The organism is Zarconia sp. (assembly GCF_057467645.1).
On sequence record NZ_JBRJXU010000083.1, the window covers coordinates 1 to 23065 of the forward strand.

Below are 23065 nucleotides of genomic sequence, written 5' to 3' on the forward strand. Positions count from 1 at the left end.
GTCCGTTCCCGTATCAGTGCCGCTTCCCGTATCGGTGCCGCTGCCGGTGTCCGTTCCCGTATCAGTGCCGCTTCCCGTATCGGTGCCGCTGCCGGTGTCCGTTCCCGTATCAGTGCCGCCGCCAGTATCGGTTCCGCTACCAGTATCAGTGCCGCTGCCGGTGCCACTGCCAGTATCGGTGCCACTGCCAGTATCGGCGCCGCCGCCAGTATCGGTGCCGCTGCCAGTATCGGTGCCACTGCCGGTATCAGTGCCACTGCCAGTATCCGTTCCGCCGCTAGTATCCTCGATCGCAAAATCACTGGCATCGATCGCATTGAAATCGATATTTTTGAGAATGGCTAAAATGCGAGCGCTATCGGTTTCCCGGACGATGGCATCTCCAGTAAAATCTCCCGTACCTTGGAAAATATCTAAATCCTCAAAGCCCAAGCCACCGCGCAATAGCAAGGAGTCTTGAACATCAGTAAAGTCTCCGACCACCCGAGCATCTTCGATGGTAGCGCTGCCATGACTGGGGTCGAGAACGAAGGAGTCGCTTCCTTCCCCTCCCCAGAGACTGTCGGCACCGGAACCGCCGTCGAGGGTATCGTCCCCAAGGTCTCCATAAAGAACGTCGTCACCGAGTTCGCCAAAGACCAGATCGTTATCTTTTCCACCCCAGACGGTATCGTTATCCCGTCCTGCATATACCGTATCTTCGCCGATATTTCCGAAGATGCGATCGTCTCCTAAATTGCCAAAAAGAAGGTCTTCATCTTTGCCGCCAAACAGCCAATCGTTCTCTTTGCCACCGGCTATTAAATCTTGTCCTGCATTGCCATAAAGCTCATCTTCTCCTTGATTGCCATATAAACTGTCATCTCCACCCGATCCCACAACAGTATCTTTATCGCCCAGTCCGAGAATCAGATCGTTACCGGAAGTGGCCGTAAAGCGATCGGCTTCCGGTGTGAGTAAGGTGGGTTGAATTTCGTTGGTTTCAAGGGATAACATAATCGAACTCCGGTACTCTTTAGATGATAGTGAAGTGATATCGACAGCAAAATGATTCTGTCATTTTACAGGCAATAAAATAACCGTTTGCAGCCGAATAAATGCAACCGTTCGATGTTTATTTTGAGTCTTCGATGCGCGAGAATATCCAACTCACTTCAAAACTTAAACTCCTGAATAAAGTTTGTTTTCAAGTAAGTCTTTCGCAATTGAGCGATCGACTCAATAATTAGTAGATACTGATGGATATAATTTTAAATTTTTCCAAAATAAGCGACGGTAATTGAGGTGCAGCAATCTCAATCGATCGCGACGAAATATCAAAAGACTAAGAGCTGCCTCAGTCTTTCGATCTCGAGAAAAAAATGATGGGTAGATGATTTTTTTCGCTCTCTATCTACCCATACCTCGTTTTAAGTTCGGCATCGGGATATTTTTTGAACTTTAGAAATAAAAATTGAAAAGAAATGAATTTGTATCGATTGGATAAATTATAGCATATGTTTTCAATTTATCTATCTTGAATTCAAAAAAACATTCACCTTTCTGTGAAGTTTCACTAAATCGCGATCGCATTGCACGATTACCATAAAAAAGATGAGATGACATCCGGAAAAATGCGAAACTCAAACAATTATTTCAGGAATCGATTGAAAAATCGATCGTTCTCGATCGCCCTTTAAATTTCAAACAACGTTTTAATGCGATTGCGAATCCAGAAGAACGGGGTTTCGTCCCCATCGGTATTTGCGAGAATGCCTAACGCTCGTAAACTCTCTTGACGTTCGGTCAGTTTCTGAGCGATCTGATCCGCTAGACTCGGCTGTTCCGAGAGGAGTTTTTGAAGATCGTGATGTTCTACCACAAACAAAATCGAATCTTCACTCGTGCGAACCGTTGCCGTACGCGGCATTCCCATCAGCAACGACATTTCTCCAAAAAACTCCCCTTGGTGCAAGGTGGCGATATATTGCCCGACTTTTTGGGAAAAAACTTCCACCGCACCGGTGAGGATAATATAAAACGAGTCCCCCGGATCGTTTTCCTGACAGACTACTTGTCCCGAGGAAAAAACTTGTCGGTATCCATATTCGATGAGTTTGCGCAATTCTAAATCGGTGCATTCTTCAAAATACGAAATTCGCCGCAACAGTTCTCGTAAGGCATAGTTATTGACAGATTTAACTGGTTTTGAGGAGGTTTCAGAGGTTAAATTGGGGCTTGGAGAATGACCGTTAGACGGCTGAGATTCTTCCGGTTTGGAAAATATATCGAGATTGCTCGCTTCAGCATTGGGGGTAGGAGATTCATGGGTGTGGTGAACCCAGACATCTCGCTGGGGAAAGGGAATTGAAATTTTTCGCATTCGAAGTTCGTATTCGATGAGAAAGTTCAAACCGCTTTGAATGATTTCTTTATCCGGTGGATTATCGATCCAAACCAACAGCTCAAAGTTGAGCGCACTATCGCCAAATCCAACAAACCAAACTTTGGGAGAAGGATAGTTTAAAACATCGTTATTATGACGAGCAACATCGAGCAGAGCTTCTGTGACTAAGACCGGATCGGTTCCGTAGGCAACACCGACGGGAATGTGCAAGCGACATTTGGGATCGCGATAACTCCAGTTCACCACTTGCCGTTCGACAAATTGGCTGTTGGGAACGATGACAAATACGCCGTCTAAGGTGCGAATAATCGTCGATCGAATCGACACTTTTTCCACCGTTCCTAACAAATCGTCAATTTGAACGTAGTCTCCCGCTTGAATGGGTCGCTCGAATAGTAAGGTTAAACCACTAATAAAGTTACTCGAGATGTTTTGCAAACCGATACCAACACCAAGTCCGACCACCCCGGCAATGACGGCAAGGGAACGAACGTCGATGTCTAAGGTTTGGAGAACGATTAAAAAACCCAGTGTCGTCAGTAAATAGCAAATGACGGTTGAGGCCGAATCTCGCGAACCTCTCGGCAGACCCATCCGTTTGAGAATCGTTTCTCCAATCCACTTCCCGAAAGCCCGAGAAATGAGAAAGATAACGAAGGTAAAGAAAATAACTTTACTGAGAATATTCAAAGAGATCGCCGTCGACCCCAAAAAAAACAGGCGCGTATTAATAATGTTGACAACTGCCGCGAAAAGCAGTCTCAGTTGAGTCAGAATCCATTCCATGGGATACTCCGAAGAAAGTGGTTCGATGTCGCTCGGGTGTCGGGAGCGATCGATAAGATTGGAGATGCATTAAGATACAATCGAGCTCTTTCTATTCCCTTATAAATGAGTAAGTTTAGCACGGGCAGTCAAGAGGTGTGCGGTCGGGTTGAGGAACCAGAGAAAATGGGGAAGTTTAGAAACATCGAGAACCGGAGAACTTCAATCGGATGCAGATAACGAGCAGACCCAATATGTCCTGTCGATGATTTCTCCCGATCCGTTCCTCCCTATCTCTGACTCGCTTGCGGTTGTCACAACCGGAAAAAAGAATATCGATCGCCCGTTTCGAGCCTAAACCTGGTAAAACTAGGGTTGATATGCGAGGAGTGAGAAAACCGAGTGAGCGGCGATCGAAACGCAAGACTGTGGCAAGTACTGAGGCAGTGGGCCGATCGATACATCGTACGATACATGGTGCGACACATGGCGCCCGATCCCATTCCTGCTGGGGCGATCGTGCGATCGAATCCTTACCAGCAGTGGCAGCGACGAGGGGCAAAAGCCATTGCCGGGATGGTGGGGATACTCCTGCTCGGAGAAGGGGTTCATCCCGGTGCGGCCCTGTCTCCTCCGGCTCCTTGCGGTTGGTTGGCAGCCCTAGAACCTCCCCTGCCGGATTTAGGGTCGGCAAATTCCATCGATGCCTTATACCGAATTCGCGAACGCTTGGACTTGGAAATCGATCGCTGTGCGGGAAATCTCAAGTTAGCCGAAATTGCCCCCCAAGCTTTGGAAGTCCTCACCCTAGAAGTGCAGCAGGAATCGTTTTTGCGCCACCGACAAGCCGTCGAAGATCGCCTGGAAATGGAGGCGCAAGCGCGACAAATCTGGGATGAAACGATGGTTATCGCCCAAAACGCGATCGCCGTCGGGGGAGAAGCCAAACTCGATCGCGCACGAAGTCCCGAAGATGCGATCGAAATTTGGCGGCAGACTCAATCCCTATGGCAGCAAACCCTCGACAGTCTCGATCGCATTCCCGACGAGTCGGTTCTCGCCTCCTACAAAACGGCAAAGACGGCGGAATATCGAGAGTATCTGGCGGTGGTGACCAACAAACTCGAAATCGCCCAACTGGCGGTGGGGTTCGTCTTCTACGGCGATACCAATCGGGATGGAGTTGCCGACGATCGCGATTATCCCGGCCGCCAACTCTGGTCGCTCGAATCCGGGGCGCTGATGCTATTTAATAACGATGACGACGATGGCGATGGCGTTCCCGACTGGGAAGATAATCGAGTCAACGGATCGGAGGATGCGGGGGATTTGGCGATCGTCCGCTTGCAAACCGTTGCCGGATTTAAGGGTTCGCAGATTTTCCTCACCACGGATATCAATTCTCGCGAGTACGTTAACGTCTTCCAAGAAGTTGAAGGAGAATGGCAACCCATCGACTTAACGGGAAACGAACCCATTGTCGAAGATCGCGAAATTATATTAGGCGTGGAAGCCAAACAATTTGCCTACCGCAACTGGAACGGCATCCTACGGCTAGAAGCCACCGCCAATAAAAACGGCACGAAAATCGCCGCAGACCGGGTGCAAATTCGCGTCTCCCCCTGGCTTCTTTCCCCCAACACCGCCCCCACAGAGGAATTTTTCGTTAGCGATTTGGGGATTAACGGCGAATTTGTCGAACAAATTAAAGCGATCGTCCCTCAAACCGGGGCGAAACTCAAAGTGGTTCCCCAAGGGCCGACCTGGATGCAAGACACCATGGAAATCGGCTACGTTCAGTTTCCCACCGCCAACGCCCTCCAAACCCTTCCCAGCGTGTTGCAAGGAAATCGCAGCCTCGGTTTGGATCGCTATCCCAAGTCGTTGCTGGAAAAAGATTTTGGCTGGTTTAAGATCGGACAGCCGCGTCCGGTTCCCCCTGGTAATGGTTTGCCCGATTGGTACGGCAATCTGGAGGTGACGCCGCCACTGCCGAACTATCCCATGGGCCGGATTTATTACGGGCAATCTGGGGATGTGGCATTGCATCCGGACGTGCTCGAGTTTGTCAAAGCCCAAGAAATCCAAGGCCCTCCCGTGGCAGTGGATACCTCTTGGCTGTTGATTCGCCACGTGGATGAGATTCTCAGTTTTATTCCCACCCCCGATGGGGGATACTTAATGGCGATCGCATCTCCGAAAGCGGGGGTGAACCTGTTGCGAGAACTCTCAGAAAAAGGATACGGCGATCGCACCATCAATCGCGGTCTGAGTACTCAAACCACCGTCGATGCCGCTTTAGCCAATACCGCCCTCATCGAACACAACCTCAAAATACAGAGCGACTACATCGATCCGACGATCGAAAAACTCAAGAGAGAATTTCAACTCAACGACGACCAAATCGTTCAACTGCCGGAGATGTACACCACCTTTGGGGCCGCATGGTCGCCGAGTACGGTGAATTCGGTGATGGTGAACGGTAAATTATTGGTTTCAGACCCCCGAGGGGCGATCGTGGATGATAAGGATTACTCCCAGACCCGGTTTCGCGAACTGATTGCGGCTTCCGGGTTGCAAGTCTATTTTCTCAACGATAAGCCGTATCACGAAATGCGCGGCAATACTCACTGCGCCACCAATACTACTCGCAAAGCCAAAACTCAGCCGTTTTGGGAACGGTTATCGGGGAACGGACAGTTGGCGATGGACAACTCTAATGGACAATTGACAATTGACAATTGACAATGAGCAAGTCTGCGAGTCAGTTGTCTAGCCCAAGATTCGCAGAGGGCGCCCTCACAATCAGTGTGGTGGACTACTAGAAACACCAGAACTGACATTTCCAGAGATTCGATCGCTTGGGCGAGATTTCAGCGGCTTCTCAGGGAGTTCTCAGCTCCAAAAATCGATCGCCGAAATCCTCTGCCTGTCTGAAATCCGAGTTTTCACCAGAGAGAACCTGAAACTCAGGTGCGATCGACTCCAGAGATTTCCTGTAACGACAGATACGAGATACCCCCGTACTGTAGTAAATGAAGGTGAGCAAACACCAAACAACACAAACACAACACGCAACCGAACAATTCGCAAAAGGAGCAACGTATAATGGGCGTCCAAATTGGTGGAAACGGAAACGATCTTCTCGTCGGTGAGAACAATTTCGATCTCTTAATTGGATTAGATGGAGATGATACGATTCGCGGTGGCGCTCAGACTGACGCTCTGATTGGTGGAAACGGAAACGATCTGCTCGTTGGCGATACGGGGAACGACCAAGTATTTGGTGGTGAAGGTGACGATACCATGGTCTGGAATAACGGCGATGGTAGCGACGTGATGGAAGGCGGCAACGGTGTCGATACCGTTCAGGTCAACGGTTCTGTCACCGATGGCGACAACTTCAACATCGAAGCCAACGGTCAGCGAGTTCGGTTCGATCGCCTTAACCTGGGACCCTTCAACCTCGATATCGATGATGTTGAAGATTTTCGTGTCAATGGTGGTGGTGGCAACGATACGCTCACCGTTCAAGATTTGACAGAAACAGACATCGAACTGGTTACCTTTGCCGGTGGTAATGGGGACGACTTGCTTGATGCCAGCAACGCCAAAGCCTCTATCCACGGTTATGGCAATAAAGGCAACGATACTCTCCTCGGTGGTGAAACTCGCGACACGCTTTGGGGCGGTCAAGATGAAGACTTACTCCGCGGTGGCAACGAAGTCGATCGCCTCTTGGGTAATATGGGCAACGACACCTTGGTTGGCGATAAAGGAGATGACGAAGTCTTTGGCGGTCTGGGTGACGATCTCCTGATCTGGAATAACGGTGACGGCAGCGATATTATGAATGGAGCCGAAGGAATCGACACCGTTCAAGTCAATGGATCGATCGACAGTGGCGATAATTTCAGCCTAGAAGCCAATGGCAATAAAGTCAACTTCCAACGCAATAATCTCGGCTTGTTTGCTTTGGATGTAAACAACGTAGAAGTCTTCGATATTAATGGCAGCGGCGGGAACGACACTCTCACCGTTGACAATCTCGACGGTACGGATGTGGAAATTGTCGCCTTCGACGGTGGTGACGGGGACGATTTCTTCGATGCCGCCAATACCAATACACCGGTTCTCGCTGAAGGTGGTAACGGAGACGACACTCTAATTGGAGGTAGTGGAAACGATACTTTAATTGGAGGTGCCGGTGACGATGCTTTGATCGGTGGCGATGGAGATGACGTTCTAATTGGAGATAGTTTTGGCGACCCGGCTATTGGCGTTATCAATACTCTCGATGGGCAGGGCGGCAGCGACAGTTACATCCTCGCCAACGAAAACATGACCTACTACAACGACGGCGACGACGCGACGGCCGGACTCAACGACTACGCGGTGCTCGAAAACTTCAATGTTGCGGAGGATACCATCCAGCTCAATGCCGGAACCGAGTACGTCACGGGTGCATCTCCCATCAATGGAGTCAGCGGCACGGCTATCTACATCGACTCCAACGGTGATGGCGTCCACAATGCCGGTGATGAATTGGTTGCCGTCGCTCAAGATGTTGCATCTCTCGACCTAAACGCTTCTTACTTTAACTATGTGTAAGTTAATTGTTCCATCGGGCGGACGGGACCCGCCCAGTTTGGACTAGGCTTCTTCCACTCGGATCGAAACTGCATAAGTTCAACGGTCCGAGATATACGTAAGAGTAACACTGCAAACACACTATGTCACATCCCTAGCGAACCCCTAGTTTCATCGTAGACTGGGGGTTTTTCTTTGTTTGTGAAACGTCAGTTTTGGGTAAGACTGTGTCAGGTGAGGGCGGGGAATGGGGAATCGGGAATCGGGAATGGGGATGGAGTACTTTCCTCCTCAGCAAGGAGATTTAGCCAGTGTTGTCGCTTCGCTCGTCAAGAGGCTTGCCGACTGCCCGAATGTCACCGATCGTCGGCATCCCGGCGAGGTCGCGGTAGCAAAACTGACGTTTGTGAAGTTTGTGAATGGGGTGTGGGGAACGGGGAATTCCGAATTCCGAATTCAGAACAGGGTGTGGGGGATGTTGCATAAAATCTTCTCGATCGAACGTAGATATACGTAGGCAACCATCAAAAGACTAGGTATTTTTGATGAATTCAACTCAGGCTTATGTTGAAACTCGAAAAGTGCGTCAGCTCCCGCGTTTGCGCGCGCAGAGTACAGCTCGACGCAACCTCTATCGCACGCCTTCGCTGTACCTCAGAAGCGATCGCCCCACTCGATATTCTTCTCGAACCGCGAATCCCCTGCCATCAAGGGAACCTCACATCCAAAAGGCGATCGAATCCCCTCAACTGCAATCACCCTCCAAACCATCCCCGAGTAATGAAGACCTGGCATCGAGTCTCAGTGCGGCAGCCTGGAACAACCTAGGTATTGCCCTAGCGAGTTTGGAGCAGTACGACGATGCCCTCAATGCCTTCGAGCAAGCCCTCAAGTGCGATCCGAATTTCGATCGCGCCCAATGTAACACTCGCCGAATGCAAGACCTTCTCGGTTAGGATATCGTTTTGGGAAGCTTCGGGGGCTTCGGGAGCAGGGGGAGAGGGGGAAGACAAGGGAGAGGGGGGAGAGGAGAATTATTCAATTAACCGTTCCCCATTCCCAACACCCCACACCCTACACCCCACACCCTTATTAAAACGGGATAATCCCCAATTTTTCGCGAACTTCACTCAGGGGGGTGGCCCAGTCCGACTCGATATCCCAATCGATCGAATTTTGGGCGCGTTTCCCCCGCTTGAGAGCGGTAATGATATTTTTCGGCGAGCATTTTCGCGCCAGCAGTCCGAGCAAGACTAGAATTGCCGAAGAAGGACGAAACACTTGAGCGCGGGTAAAGGCTTGCAGGGTTAGTTCGTCATCTTCGCGGGGAGATAAGTTCGTGAGAACGTGCCAAACATCGTGGGTTCGCTGAATCCAGTCTCCGGAGTTGAGCGGCTCGAAACCATGTTCGTCCAAAAAATAGGCAACTTCTCGTCCGAGGGTGCCGTTTGGTAGTTGGCGTAATTGTTCGAGGTTGATATGAAATTCTCGTTGCGGCTGAATTTGAGGATTGATAATCTGAGCGAGTTTCAGAATAGCCGCAGTGCGTGCGTCTTGCATAGTGCGTTCCCCCAAGTAAAAAACAAGTCAAAAGACGACTCACAATACAAGTCAGAAAATGAAGCCCAATAACAGACAGCGTGGTGGTATTTTCGATCGCGAAGTGCGAGTACTGCAAAGCTGTCGATGGCTTTATCGTTCAAAGGATGCGATCTCGCAGTAGAGCTACATCTTTAAATAGGAACGATCGCGCCGAAATATGCGGTGGGGTTTGGGGGGGAGAGTTGCCGGTTGGAAACTGATATTCGAATTGATTGCGACAAAAGTTCTCATGAAAATTAATCCAAGGGAAAGCTCGATCGATTGCCAATAGAAGCCGAATCGATCCGCTGATGGTGAAATTTCACTTAGTTTAGCGCAAAAAAATGGGTCTGACCCATCACGGTACAGACCCATCGATACATTGATTTCTCATTTTGCGGGAATATAGCGTTTCTCGAATGGATGAGGTAGGGACGATCCCCCGCGCATCCACGGCAGTCGTTCTACTTGGGGAAACCCCTCTGGCGACGCTGCCTCCCCTTCATAAGGGGGACTTGAGATTTAAAATCAGTGAGGGCTGATTTGAGAACCGCTATGGTGCCATTTAGATACGCTTGTATCTGTCAAGTCAAAAAAAAGCTATACCCGCTCAAATATCTCGATCGTGCTCGCTTCAGTTGATGTTCGATCGCAGATAACGCTTCAACTTTCCAGCCACAACCGACCTCAAAATCTCAATCGGCAAGTCAAGAATGCGATCGCTTATCCAGAAACTAATCCCGAAGCTCCGACTAACAGGATAAGGTAAAGTCCGACCCCACCACAAAACCAACGAAAGCTGGAATTTTCCGGATTCGGTAGTTCGTCTTTAAAGATGTTAAACATCAGAGAACCCGCTAAAATAGCGGTGAGGACATCCGAAACTAATTCATTTGCCGGTTCGGTAAAGATATCGATTGTCAAACCAGCAACAATAGATGCAACTAATACATAGCGTCCCCAAGATTGGAACTCATGGTGATAGTCTTCACTTAGAGACCGATCGGATGAAATTAAATGAATGCTCATCGCCAAAATATAAAGGATGAGAAAAAGGGGACTCTTATCAAATAGTTCTGGGATCGCATAGATTAATAATCCGTTATAAAGACAAGAGAATCCCAGCTTCAGGTAAAATGTTAATGGCTTTTTTTTGCGTTCTTTAGAACGAACTTTCCAACAATAGTGCTGTATGCCATAGAATAGTAGAAAGCCAAATAGAGTAATAAAGTGTACGCCAATACCAAGTAACCTAGTTCCTTTATCTAGTTCCGGCATTAGGTGGATAAACACATATGTTACAGCCATTCCACCGCCAAAAGATACAGCGACTCTTTCGGATTTATACAGGAAACCGTAAAGTTTATCCGACCAAATATGGATAGCACTAAATACTAAAGCCACCACAAATGTTAGCTCTAAAGTTTCCACTCGAGTGAGCTGAGACTCAGCTCCTTCTGCCGCAAACGCAATTATCGTAGCGAAATATCCAAGGAACAAAATAGATCTCCTCTTTCGTTTTCTACAGTTTTTTTCTCGGGGTTCGATCTGAAGTGATATTTAAGATTCAGTTGTCAGGGATCTACTTTGAAATATTGCCTAAAATCGGTTAACACTTTCTAAATTGATCGAATCTGGATTTTCTTAACCAAACTGGATATTTACCATCGTCAGATAAGTTTAGGCTATAAGTTTACGCTACGAGTTTCAACTTATCTTTCAATACTGATGATTAGATGTCTAACCGATAGGGATGGAGCCAATTCACTCATCATTTTTTGAAATTGACTAGTGCCGCGCGGCGGAAATAACTGACCAGCTTTCAAGTGGTGAAAGCGATGTACGGTAAGCATTTTTGATTTTGCGAAACCGCGAGCGGTGTCGGTTTGAGTCCCGTTCAACTTTTCAAGACGAATTTTTAATGACCCGTAGCGGCACTAGATTCTATATTCCAATGCTTTCGAACCTCTTGTCAAACGAACGACAAAATCGAGCATTGTCATCGAGCATTATATTGGAATTTTTGTGATGGAACGCTCGTAGAGTGTAACCCATTGATTTTCAGCACGCATTCTCCTTGGGTGAAAGTCTTCCACGAAAGTTCCACGAGCAACATACTAATACGCAAAGAGGGTTCGATCGTTTGGATCGAACCCTCAGTCATCAATTTGGGTTGAAACTCCAGCTAGATGGAAACGATCGTGCTTCTTCTTCCCATCTGCGGTTGAGTCATTGCTTCTTCAGTCTTCTTGCGCCCAAAGAACGGCTTTGCGCTTGGCGTTAATATTTTTCATATGTTTTTTGACAGTATTTTCGGTAATGTAGAGTCGCTCGGCGATGTCTTTGTAGGCGCAACCACAAGAGCGCAAAGCCCATACTTCAGCTTCTCGTTCGGTGAAGCCGTATTTATTGGCATCGAGGAGGGCACGAGTTTGAATGCCTTCGGAGCAGTTTTCGAGGGTGACGAGTAGATAGGGCGGTTCGACATCCGCAAGCTGGAACCAGCGCACCCTCAGTCGAAGCTGGGTTGAAGAGTTCAGAGGAATTTCATCTTCGATCGCCCACTGTCTTTGGGGAAATAGCTCGCGACTTTCAATAAGAGCTTCGCATAAACGCCACACGGCTTCTGGGATGCCGGCGGGGGATAAGCGAGCGGGGGAGAGTTGGGCGCACAGCGTACGAGCTTGGCTGTTCGTATAGAGTTCCTCGCCGCGATCGCTCAAAATCAAAATTCCGTCGGAGATGCCATCGATGACGGCGTTGAAGAAGGGTGAAGAGAAGAGAGTTTTCGAGCGAGACGAGTGACGTTTGGGTTGGGGACGACTGGTAGATTCGGAAACGGGGCGATCGATCGTAGAAGGTGCAGAACTCGACATAAGTAGTCTCCTGTCTGAATGATTGAATTTCGCGAGTAGAGATGACAGCCTGAACTTGAAAGTGAGATGATATCCAGGTTTGCCGATGGTACGAACAGAGAATCCTTCGTCCTTGGCAGTTACTCCGTCAAACGTCATGTTAGCGTTCGCTCTTTCGGTCTTTGCAAGTCTCAATTGCAACTATATATATGTAGGACTCACCCCACTCAAGTTATGCAGTTATTTTCCGGGAGTCAGTCCTGAAGTTGCAATGAGCCATCGATCGTTCGACGCAGATTCCCTCAAGCAGATGCTCGGTATTGAAGCGAGTAGAAGCCCTTGTGAAGTGGGGTGAAGTTTTCGTGATAGAATGATGGCGCTCGATGCGGATAGAGTTGTTCTCGAGTCTAGAAATAAGAGGATCGATAAGAGCGATCCCAGCTCGATTCTATTCGATCGCATCCTTTGTTGTCCGATCCCTTGTTTTCTGTTTTTGAGTCGATCTATTGTGAGTCGCTCGTCCCATATGTTGGCAGATCGATCCCAATTTGCACCCGACTGTCTCGATCTTTGGTTTCCCCTCGATCGCCAGGACAAGTACGTGACCCAACTGAAAACCAAAGTGGGCTTCACTCGTCGTCGTGCCGAGTGTTTCGTGCGGTTGTGGGCGTACTTGTTTCTCAAACAACAATTTTCACTGGGTGAAAACCCCAATTGCCCCATCGATCGACTCAGTCTGCCGGACGGTTTTATTTCTTGCACCCATCGAGAAGCTGCAGAACTGTTTTACGCCCACCAAGATCGGGGAAGTCCTCGAGCTGCGGGGATGACGATCGATAAGCTAGCTGACCTAGGATACCTGGAAAAACAGTTCGATGGCAATACCATTTGCTTGCGAATTCGATCGGCTTTCCACCCCGAAGCGCGATCGGGCGATCGCGAAACCGTTGAATTTGTCCTCGATGACTTCAATGGGCGCACCGATGCCATTCCCGTTGCCACGTTCCTAGCGCGCAACTACAACTGGATGAGCAATAACAATAACGCCTATATTCCCTATCGTATCGCCCGGTTGCTGCGTCAGTGGGCGAAAGAATACTCAACGGGGATGCGGGTGCTGCGGCGCAAGGACAACCTCAATCCCATCGGATTTTACCTCCTGTACCCCACGGCAGCGCGATCGGAGGAAAATTTCTTCTTACCTCCGAAAAAGAGCATGCACCTGAGTTCGACTCAGGAAATCGATCCCTTAGAAATGGCGCAACCGGGGGATGAGAGTTGTCTGTCGGTGTTCGTTCGCAGTTGGGCCATCGATAGACCTTATTTGCAACACCCGCAAATTATTCAGTTGCTTGAAGACGCGCAAATCGTTCTCCCACAATTGCGACGAGATTTTCCCAACCTCTGCGATTTGTACGTGCTGTTATTGCATCCGTTCTACGAACAATTAACAGCGGTTTTGGGATTTCAAAAAACCGTCTGCGATCCGATGTCGTCGGTGTGTTGGGGATATATTGCCATCGATCGCTTTTTGACATTGGATATTTCCGATGCCATCTTAGATTTGAATTTGGTGGGGTAATTCCGGTTAAGGCGAGCATTGGGGGCATCGGGAGAGAATCGGAGAAGAGATTCGCGCCTGTTGCACTGAATAGCCATCTGGAGGGAAAGGGGGAAGGGGGAAAGGGGAAGGGATAAAAAACCCATGAATTCGGTATCAAAAATCCGATCGATATCTATGCCGAAGTCATAAATTTCTTCAAGATTCTCCTTTAACCCTTTTCCTCCAGATGTCTAGTACCGAATGCGCGGGTCGATATAGGCATTCAAAATATCGATCGCAATACTCACCACCACCACGATCGCCGCAAAAAAGATCGTCACCCCCTGTACCGTCGGATAGTCCCGAGAGGAAATGGCTTCGTACAGGCGACTGGCTAAACCCGGCCAGGAAAAGGTCACCTCCGTTAAAATCGCACCTCCCAATAGTGAAGCAAAGGTGAGTCCCAACACGGTAATCACCGGAATCATGGCATTTTTCAGGGCATGGGCGACTAAAATGCGCCCTTCGGAAATCCCTCTAGCTCTGGCAGCTTCCACGTAATCGCTTTGCAAGGTTTGTTTGAGGTTCACTCGCACGATGCGCTCGAAAATGCCACTGAGCAAAATTCCTAACGTGAGGCTGGGTAAAGCCAGATGGTGGAGGGCGGCAAAAAACTGGTTTAGATTTCCGGCAAGCAAACTATCGATGGTGTATAACCCTGTCAGTCCCGTGGGGGGTGGGAGAGTGAGGGGGTAGCGAGTCCCCAGGGGAAACCAACCCAACTTCACCGAAAAAATGAGTTGCAACACCATCCCCATCCAAAACATGGGCACGGAATAGGTAATGATGCCGAACAGCCGACCGCCAACATCGATCGCCGTATTGGGACGAGAGGCGGCGGCCGAACCGACGGCAATCCCGACAACGATCGCCACGAGCATACTACAGACGGCCAGTTCTGCGGTCGCTGGGAAGAAGTTCTGAATAATCTCCCAGACCCCCTGTCCCCGACTGGTAGCCGATTCCCCCAGGTCGAAGCTCAACAGTTGCTTCATGTAATTCAAATACTGTTCCCACAGAGAACCAGCCAGCCCCAACTGTTGTCGCAATTCTTCTTTAAATGCTTCCGGGGCGCGCGGGCCGAGGATGGCATCGACGGGATCGCCGGGAGTTGCCCGCAACAGCAAAAAAACGGCGGTGGTAATCGTCCACAGCATCAGGGGCGCGAGCATCACTCGGGCAAAGATATAGTATTGCAGGGCTTTCGATCGAGACATGGCATCGAGACGGGAATGGCGATCGGGTTTGGTTTCCCATCCTACCGCGAACTGCAAGGGCGATCGAATTCAATCGGGCCTAATCCTGGGGTGATGGGGATTCCACCAGCGATCGTTCTGTCGAGGGTAGAGACAACAACCTGTCGGGCAAGATGTTCGAACCGAATACCAAAAAGGTTAACCCCGCAGTCATCGCGATCGCGCCAACGGAAAACCCCGTCAGCCACCGCACTCGCCCGTAGAGCTTTTGGATTTCGAGATCTTGAACTTCCAGTTTCGCCAGGGCACTTTGGGTGAGGGCATTGGGCGGTTCGAGACTCGCTTCGATTTCTTGCGGCGGGGAGGGTAATTCTGAGGAGAGTTCTAATGGCGTTTCTAAGACCGCTTCGGTTTCTTCAGCGACCGGTTCGAAGGAGACTTTCCCGTACAACCAGTCGACAAGCAGTTCGGGACAGTTCGCCACAAACCAGCGAAAAGCCACAAATCGAAACAGGGGTTTGGAGAAACTGGCAATGGATTTGAGAACTCCTTTTAAGGCTTTGGGGTTTACCTTTTTTTCGATTAAATTCGCCGAACCCACATCGTAAAGGCAGTTGAGGATGGCTTTGACGGCTACCTCCTCTTTACGGAATAACTGCGTTAACCGTAGCTGCACCTCTAGCATCCGTTCGGCTTCGAGTTGAGTTTTGGGCAGTTGTTTCATGAGATTGACCTCATAGGAATGGCAGGTGATTTATGGGAATGGGGAATGGGGAATGGGGAATGGGGAAGACCTGCTGGCGCGCGATCGTCTCAATACACTGTGGGGGAAGCAAAGCGCAGGGGTTGCGCCAGATCTAGTGCAGCGCGGCAAAAATAAGAGGTGCGACTCAACCCACTTCAGATCGACTCGGGTCGAGTCAAATTTCCAAACACCGTTCGATGGTACAGACCACAGACTGAGCCAAAGCTTCGAGGTCGTAGCCCCCTTCGAGACCGAATAAAATTTTCCCACTGATGCCCAAGCAGCAGTCCGTAAAATACCCAAAATCTTTCGGTTCTAGGGCGATACCCGATAGGGGATCGGCACGGTTGGCATCGTATCCGGCACTGACGATGAGTAAATCCGGTTTGAAGTTTTGCAAAAAGGGCACCACTTCTGTCTCGAATTTGGGTCGGTACTGGGCAATCGTACTGCCGCCACTCATGGGTAAATTTAGCACGTTCTCGAAATTTCCGCGTTCGCTGGCATCCCCAGTGCCGGGATAGTTGGGGGATTCGTGGAGGGAACAGTAGACAATCTGGGGGTTCGTTTCGACGATGGCTTGGGTGCCGTTGCCGTGATGCACGTCCCAATCGAGAATGGCGACTCGATCGATTCCGGGTTTTTCGAGGGCATAGTGGGCGGCAATCGCTGCATTCGATAGCAGGCAAAATCCCATGCCGCAATCGCTTGTCGCGTGGTGTCCGGGGGGTCGGGCGAGGACAAAGGCGGGTTTTCCGGTTTCGAGGATGCGATCGACCCCATCGAGCCAAGCACTCACCGCCAGTAGGGCGACATCGTAACTGCGGGTGGAGACGGGGGTATCGGCATCGAGTCGTCCCCCCCCTCGCTTGGCGATCGTTTGGATGGTACTGACGTAGTTGGGGGGGTGAATTTGATGGATGGTGTCGAGGAGGGGACGGCTGGCGACGGGGGTGGGCAAAATCCACTCGAGGCGATCGCCCCAGGGGGCATTTTTCAGGGCCCAAACAATGGCGCTCAATCGTTCCGGACACTCGGGATGAAATGCTCCAGTTTTGTGTTCGAGAAATTCCTCAGAGTAAATAATCGGTAACATCTTGTTTTGGGGTAAAATTACAAAATGGTAATTCAAACCGCGATCGTCCTTATTTTATGGAATAAAAACAAAAACGACAATCTTAAATGATTGCGATCGCTTTTGGGTTATAAATTCAAAAAATATAATTGAATTTTATCGCTTTTAATTATTTTAATTTTCGTCAATATAAATGCAAAACGACAAAAAAGCTTTTAATAAATATGTAAAACAAACAATATCTGACACAGTAGAGTTTTTGCGATCGGATTGAATGCCGATATAACCAAACTTACAAAAAATATATTTTTTTGCAAAAAAATGTTTTGCAAGGAACTAAATTGATTATTTTACAATAATATTTTATTGATTTTTTTAGCTTTATTTTAATTTTTTGATTAACAAAAAACAATGCTTTATTTTAATTTTTTAAATTGTATTGTCCCTCTTTTTTCGTTCGATATTGTATCCAGGTCGATTGGGGTCAAAACCTGTTAAAATATTAAAGATAATTTAAGGCATTTAGCTAAAATTATAAAGCTAAACTGCATTCGATAAGTGTTTCGGTCGATCGCTACCGAAATTGCGTTTTTAATGGAGTTTTTGACCCTATGACCACTTCCCAAGAGCGGATCGTCCCGACAGATCTGCGCAATGAGATGTCCCGGTCTTACCTAGAGTACGCCATGAGCGTGATTGTAGGTCGGGCGCTGCCCGATGCGCGGGACGGACTCAAGCCCGTTCACCGACGCATTCTCTACGCCATGCACGAATTGGGACTGATGCCCGAACGCCCGTTTCGGAAGTGCGCCCGCGTCGTCGGGGAAGTGTTAGGGAAATACCACCCCCACGGGGATACGGCGGTCTACGATGCCCTGGTGCGCATGGCCCAGGACTTTTCGATGCGATCGCCCCTCATCAACGGCCACGGTAACTTCGGTTCCGTGGACAACGATCCCCCGGCGGCAATGCGTTACACCGAATGCCGCCTGCAAGCCCTCAGTTGCGATTCTCTGCTCGAAGATATCGACTCGGAAACCGTCGATTTCGCCGATAACTTCGACGGATCGCAACAAGAACCCACGGTGTTACCGGCGCGGTTGCCCCAACTTCTCCTCAATGGGTCTTCCGGGATTGCCGTGGGGATGGCCACCAACATTCCCCCCCACAATTTAGGGGAACTCGTCGATGGGTTGACGGCTTTAATTCACAACCCCGACATCGATGCGACGGAACTGAGACGGCACATTCCCGGCCCCGACTTTCCCACCGGGGGGCAAATCCTCGGTAAAAGTGGGATTCGCGATGCCTATACCTCCGGTCGGGGTTCGATTACCATGCGCGGGGTCGCCGAAATCGAAACCATCGAAAGGCGCGGCGCACCCGATCGCGAGGCAATTATCGTCACCCAACTGCCCTATCAGGTGAATAAAGCCGGGCTGATCGAAAAAATCGCCGACATGGTGAACGAGAAACGCCTGGAAGGGATTTCCGATATCCGAGATGAAAGCGATCGCGACGGGATGCGCATCGTCATCGAACTCAAGCGCGATGCCTATCCCCGCGTCGTCCTCAACAACCTTTACAAGCAAACCCCCATCCAAACCAACTTCGGGGCGAATATGCTCGCCCTGGTGAACGGGGAACCCCAACTCCTGCCCCTGAAGCGTTTCTTAGAAGTCTTCCTGGAGTTCCGCGTCGAAACCATCACCCGGCGCACCCTCTACGAACTCCGCAAGGCCGAAGAACGGGACCATCTCCTGCAAGGGTTGCTGATTGCATTGGCGAACCTCGATCCGATTATCGCCCTAATTCGCAACTCCGCCGATACCGCCACGGCCAAAGCCGAGTTAATCGAGACCTATTCTCTCTCCGAACAGCAAGCCGATGCCATCTTGCAAATGCAACTGCGGCGACTGACGGCCTTGGAAGCAGAGAAAATCCAGAAAGAACACGAAGACTTACAAGCCAAAATTGCCGACCTCAACGATATTTTGGCCCGTCGGGAACGGATTCTCGAAATTATCGAAACCGAAGCCCAGGAACTCAAAGCTAAATTCGGTACCGAACGCCGGACGGAGATTCTGCGGGACGAAGGGGAAATCGACGAAACCGATTTAATCGCCAACGAAAAAGCCCTGATTTTGCTCACGGAACAGGGATATATCAAGCGGATGCCCGTGAATACCTTCGAGGCACAAAACCGGGCGACGCGGGGTAAAGCCGGTACCAAGATGAAAGAAGACGACGGTATCGAGCATTTTTTGACCTGTTGCGACCACGACAGCGTCCTCTTTTTCAGCGAACGGGGAGTGGTGTACTGCCTGAAAGCTTACCAAATTCCTACGGGTTCGCGGACGGCGCGGGGGGTTCCCATCGTCCAGATGCTGCCGATTCCCCGAGAGGAAAAAATTACGTCGATGGTCTCGGTGAGCGAGTTTACCGATGATGAATACTTAATCATGCTCACTCGGGGGGGATACATCAAAAAAACTGCCCTCTCCGCTTTTGCCAACATTCGCGCCAATGGCTTGATTGCCATTTCCCTCAACGACGGCGACCAACTGCGGTGGGTGCGTCGGGCCAAAGCCGAGGATAGCATTATCATCGGGTCGAGTTACGGCATGGCCATTCATTTCAAAGCCAGCCACGAACAACTGCGTCCCCTCGGTCGGGCCACGCGGGGGGTGAAGTCGATGAATTTGCGCAAAGGGGACGAACCTATCGGCATGGATATTTTGTCGAGTGCGGTAATTGCCAGTTTGACGGAGGATGACGAGAACGAGATTGAAGAAGAAGAGTTGACCGTTGCCACGGAAGATGGGGATGAGGAAACGGATGCCTCCAATGAAGGGGTGGGGCCCTGGGTGTTGACGATTACCACCGGAGGCTACGGCAAGCGGGTTCCCGTCAACCAGTTCCGATTGCAACGACGGGCCGGGAAAGGGACGATCGCCACTAAATTCAAAGCTCACAGCAAGCAAGACCGACTGACGGCCTTGCGGGTGGTGAACGAAGAAGACGAACTGATGATCGTCACCAGTCGGGGGATTATTATCCGTCAAGCGGTGAATGCCATTTCTCCCCAATCTCGGAGTGCGACGGGGGTGCGGGTGCAGCGATTGGATAAAGACGATGCGATCGCCGCCGTGGCTTTAGTGCCGCCCTCGGGAGAAGAGGAAATGGAGGAAGGAGAGGAGTAGGGGAAGGGGAAAGACGCGGGGACGCGGGGATGGGAGAGGGGAAGAGGACGCGGTGACGCGGGGACGCGGTGACGCGGAGAGGGGGTAATGGAAGAAATGGGAGCAAGATGCTCCCACTATGTACTGTTAACCCTGCCTCCGCATTTCCCTATTCCGAATTCACTCCCCCAACCGATCGAGTTCTTGTTGCAACTCCTGTTCCGAGGCGGGCATCCAATCTTCCCCCAGTAGGCGGCGCAACATTTCGATCGCCTCTTCCCTCGTCTGTCCGGTATTGGCTTCGTGTCGCTTCCAGAAGGCATCCCACCATCCAGGGGGTTCTTCTTTGGGGCCGTCGTGTTCCGTCGGGCGATCGCTGGGGCCGTCGACGACCAAACTGCCGACGTAGTCCGCATCTTCGTAAACGCGGGCGATTTGCTGGTGGATTTGTTCCATATCCTTCTCGGATACCACCCCGTTGCTGGTGGCTTTGTAGAACTGTACCGTTACCCGAATCGGGAACTGGGGGTCGCGTTCGATCGCCAAATCGTCAATTTCCGTAAATGGGCCTTCTACTTCTCCATGGCCGATAACGGCGGCTTCGACGTTGCTGCGGGCTTGTCCGGCGGCTGGGGCTGGGGCGGATTCGAGCAGCATTACATCTGCACCCCCTAGCGAATAGGGTTCAAAGGGTTCTTTCTGCTTCAGGGGAACTTGAATCAGCATCACCATATTCAGTCCCTCTTCCCCGGCAGCTTCGACGGGTTCGGCATTCGACGCACTCGAATCCCCACCGGAACGTTGAAAATCGCTCAACCGCTGCCCCGTGAAACTCGCCCGTTCCCCATTTTTATTAAAAAAGAGGCGTTGTCCCCAGGTTCCCCCGGCATCGAAGGCATCCCGTTGGTTGTCGATGACGGTGACGCTGGTTCCCTCGCGGGTGGCTAAAATTGTTAGGACGGCCGGATCGCCGGGGTAAGATTGGTAGTTGAACAGGACGGGGTTAAACTCGGCGCTTCCCCCTTGGGGGATGGGTAGAAAGGCGGCTTGGGCGCTGACGAGAACGTGGGTATCGCGATCGGCCAGTAACGAGGTTTCTTCACCTGCCCAGGATTGCGATCGATGCAGGTATTGTCGCAGGTTGCCGAGGAACTCGCGCAGGGAAACCCGTTTGAGGGCTTCGTCTTTCTCGTTACCCACCCGTAAGAAGAAGCGATCGAGGGGAATATCGGCCGATTCGTCGGTAAAATTGGGATGGCGGATCGCCGGCATCAAGCTGAGGGTATAGTCGTCGGCGATCGGGTTATGCTGCTGCACCTGAATCGTCATGTCACTGATATTCGGACCCACCGCAGAGTTGTAGTAGCGTCCGGTATCCTCCCAAGTGACGTTGAGGATATTCAAACCGAATCGGGAAGCGAGTTCTTGGGCTTGGCGATCGAATACCATCGATGCGGTTTTTTCCACCACCGATCGATAATCTTGAAAGGCGTAGTATCCTGCTAGAAGGCTGGGATTGGCAGCGGTTTCGATGGTATTTTCGATGGTGTTTTCAAGGGGGGAATTCGGTTCTTCGGCAAACATGGGCGTCACGGCTGCCCCTCCAAAGAGAAATGCCAGGGAGATCGGGGTTAATATCGTTTTGCGCATCGAGTTGTCCTCCTCACAGAACGGACGAAAGCGATTGATAGTTTCACGGTAATCGATGACGCTCGTTCTTCTGGGTGGGTTTCAGTTTTGGTAACGAATTTTGCGAAGCCCAGTTGGCATCTCCGCCTCAATCTCGATCGACTCTAGCCCAGAAATAAGGGAATACCCAATTTTTTGTTGCAATCGGCAGAATTTAGGTTTTCACTCAAACTCAAGTGTGTGAAATGTTTCGATTGTTTCGATCGAGATTGGATATTTCCCTCCAAAATCTCAATCTTAAAACGGAATATCGTCAAAATCGTCGGATTCGATCGCATACCGTTCTTTCGTTTGTTTTAAAGATAAATAGCGATCGTGCCACTCTCGTTCGTTTACATTAGAATCTTGTGTCAATAGATATTGAAATATTTTTTCGTTTTCAGGTCTATTTAAAGAAAAACATTTACGACTCCAAGTATACGAGTTTACGTCCGCACCTGCCTCAACTAAAAATTTGACTAGATTGAAATCACCTCTCGAAATTGCAGCAGATAAAGGAGTATTCACTCTCTCTTCATCCACGACATTAATCTCTGCACCCGATCGAATCAGAAACTTGATAATATTTACATCGTTCGCGTGTACGATCGCATGAATTAATGGAGTACCCCAGTTGGTCAAAGCATTCACATCTGCACCAGATTGGAGTGCGAATTCGATGGCATTCATGTTTTCGCCTGTAATGGCACCATTTAACGCACTGGTTGCTAAACCTTCCTGACTCCACCCTTTAATCTCGAGAGAGAGTAAAATTTTGACCACCTCTAAGTTTCCATAATAAGAGGCAACATGAATGGCATCGGGGATTTGCCATGCCATCCAATCTGGAAACAGTTTTCCCGCTTCAATTAATACTTTAATGATTTCGATCTCATTGAGTTCGATCGCTTTGACTAGAGGTGTATAAATTTCTCCTGCATCTTCATCAATTTCCTCCCAGGCTAACTGCTGAAACTGAATACCCTCTCGAATGAGTTTTTTGAGTGCCCGTAAGTCTCGATTAGCAACGGCTAGAGATAAACTATTATATCGCTTTTCCATCTCAAGATAATTTTATCGAACGCCCGTTTAATAAAATATTAAGTAGGTAGTCAAAAGTAATCACAGTTATAGGGAGTCAGTTGGATATCGTGTCAATTGATTTAACTTCAATACCCATCGCTTGATTCTCCCACCCTTTTTAGCAACGTTTATTTATGGCTACCTACTTATGATGATTCAAAAAACATATATTTTTTAGATTTTATAACATATTTATATAGCGTTTCTCAAATATATGAAGTACGGAAGATCCCCCTAAATCCCCCTTATGAAGGGGGAGTTGAGATTTTAAATCAGCCCTCACTGATTTGAGAAGCGCTATATATTTTTCAATATTTCAATTACTTATTGCTTATT

The 23065-nt window shown here is 49.6% G+C and carries 16 protein-coding genes; 6 read left to right on the top strand and 10 right to left on the bottom strand.

The annotated features are described in order from the left end of the window. Window positions 1-996: calcium-binding protein (locus tag AC2215_RS12595; protein WP_486810355.1), on the bottom strand; the 996-nt coding region annotated here is incomplete at its 3' end. A gap of 679 nt (window positions 997-1675) precedes the next feature. Continuing rightward, a complete protein-coding gene (locus tag AC2215_RS12600) occupies window positions 1676-3172 on the bottom strand; it encodes a mechanosensitive ion channel domain-containing protein (protein WP_486810356.1) in 1497 nt (498 codons plus the stop codon). Between the two features lie 381 nt (window positions 3173-3553). On the opposite strand from AC2215_RS12600, the gene AC2215_RS12605 reads away from it, so the two are divergent. From AC2215_RS12605 to AC2215_RS12620, 4 genes are all read left to right on the top strand, one after another. After that, window positions 3554-5896 (top strand): protein-arginine deiminase family protein, encoded by a 2343-nt coding sequence (locus AC2215_RS12605; protein WP_486810357.1) that lies wholly within the window; start codon window positions 3554-3556, stop codon window positions 5894-5896. A 363-nt stretch (window positions 5897-6259) separates the two neighbouring features. Beyond that, window positions 6260-7762 (top strand): calcium-binding protein, encoded by a 1503-nt coding sequence (locus AC2215_RS12610; RefSeq protein WP_486810358.1) that lies wholly within the window; start codon window positions 6260-6262, stop codon window positions 7760-7762. 253 nt (window positions 7763-8015) lie between these two features. Further along, window positions 8016-8258 carry a hypothetical protein gene (locus tag AC2215_RS12615; protein WP_486810359.1) on the top strand — a complete coding sequence of 81 codons (243 nt, stop codon included), beginning with the start codon at window positions 8016-8018 and terminating at the stop codon, window positions 8256-8258. A gap of 28 nt (window positions 8259-8286) precedes the next feature. Then, window positions 8287-8697, top strand: coding sequence for a tetratricopeptide repeat protein (locus AC2215_RS12620; RefSeq protein WP_486810360.1), 411 nt, complete (start codon window positions 8287-8289; stop codon window positions 8695-8697). A gap of 136 nt (window positions 8698-8833) precedes the next feature. Here AC2215_RS12620 and AC2215_RS12625 read toward each other — a convergent pair whose 3' ends face one another. From AC2215_RS12625 to AC2215_RS12635, 3 genes are all read right to left on the bottom strand, one after another. Next, a complete protein-coding gene (locus AC2215_RS12625) occupies window positions 8834-9301 on the bottom strand; it encodes a Coq4 family protein (RefSeq protein WP_486810361.1) in 468 nt (155 codons plus the stop codon). Between the two features lie 744 nt (window positions 9302-10045). Further along, on the bottom strand, window positions 10046-10822 hold the full coding sequence (locus AC2215_RS12630; protein WP_486810362.1) for a hypothetical protein: 777 nt from the start codon (window positions 10820-10822) through the stop codon (window positions 10046-10048). 740 nt (window positions 10823-11562) lie between these two features. Beyond that, on the bottom strand, window positions 11563-12198 hold the full coding sequence (locus AC2215_RS12635) for a helix-turn-helix transcriptional regulator (RefSeq protein ID WP_486810363.1): 636 nt from the start codon (window positions 12196-12198) through the stop codon (window positions 11563-11565). A gap of 505 nt (window positions 12199-12703) precedes the next feature. Between AC2215_RS12635 and AC2215_RS12640 the strand changes: the two genes are divergently transcribed. After that, window positions 12704-13759 (top strand): hypothetical protein, encoded by a 1056-nt coding sequence (locus tag AC2215_RS12640; RefSeq protein ID WP_486810364.1) that lies wholly within the window; start codon window positions 12704-12706, stop codon window positions 13757-13759. 212 nt (window positions 13760-13971) lie between these two features. Here AC2215_RS12640 and AC2215_RS12645 read toward each other — a convergent pair whose 3' ends face one another. From AC2215_RS12645 to AC2215_RS12655, 3 genes are all read right to left on the bottom strand, one after another. Continuing rightward, window positions 13972-14997, bottom strand: coding sequence for an ABC transporter permease (locus tag AC2215_RS12645; protein WP_486810421.1), 1026 nt, complete (start codon window positions 14995-14997; stop codon window positions 13972-13974). Window positions 14998-15076: 79 nt separating this feature from the next. Continuing rightward, on the bottom strand, window positions 15077-15700 hold the full coding sequence (locus AC2215_RS12650; RefSeq protein ID WP_486810365.1) for a hypothetical protein: 624 nt from the start codon (window positions 15698-15700) through the stop codon (window positions 15077-15079). A gap of 196 nt (window positions 15701-15896) precedes the next feature. Continuing rightward, on the bottom strand, window positions 15897-16817 hold the full coding sequence (locus tag AC2215_RS12655; protein ID WP_486810366.1) for a histone deacetylase family protein: 921 nt from the start codon (window positions 16815-16817) through the stop codon (window positions 15897-15899). A 590-nt stretch (window positions 16818-17407) separates the two neighbouring features. Here AC2215_RS12655 and gyrA point away from each other — a divergent pair. Beyond that, window positions 17408-19999 (top strand): DNA topoisomerase (ATP-hydrolyzing) subunit A, encoded by a 2592-nt coding sequence (gene gyrA, locus AC2215_RS12660; RefSeq protein ID WP_486810367.1) that lies wholly within the window; start codon window positions 17408-17410, stop codon window positions 19997-19999. A gap of 159 nt (window positions 20000-20158) precedes the next feature. Here the strand turns inward: gyrA and AC2215_RS12665 are convergent, their stop codons facing one another. Beyond that, complete coding sequence (locus tag AC2215_RS12665; RefSeq protein ID WP_486810368.1) at window positions 20159-21628, bottom strand: hypothetical protein; 1470 nt, start codon at window positions 21626-21628, stop codon at window positions 20159-20161. A 276-nt stretch (window positions 21629-21904) separates the two neighbouring features. Then, window positions 21905-22708 carry an ankyrin repeat domain-containing protein gene (locus AC2215_RS12670; protein ID WP_486810369.1) on the bottom strand — a complete coding sequence of 268 codons (804 nt, stop codon included), beginning with the start codon at window positions 22706-22708 and terminating at the stop codon, window positions 21905-21907. Window positions 22709-23065 lie beyond the last annotated feature (357 nt).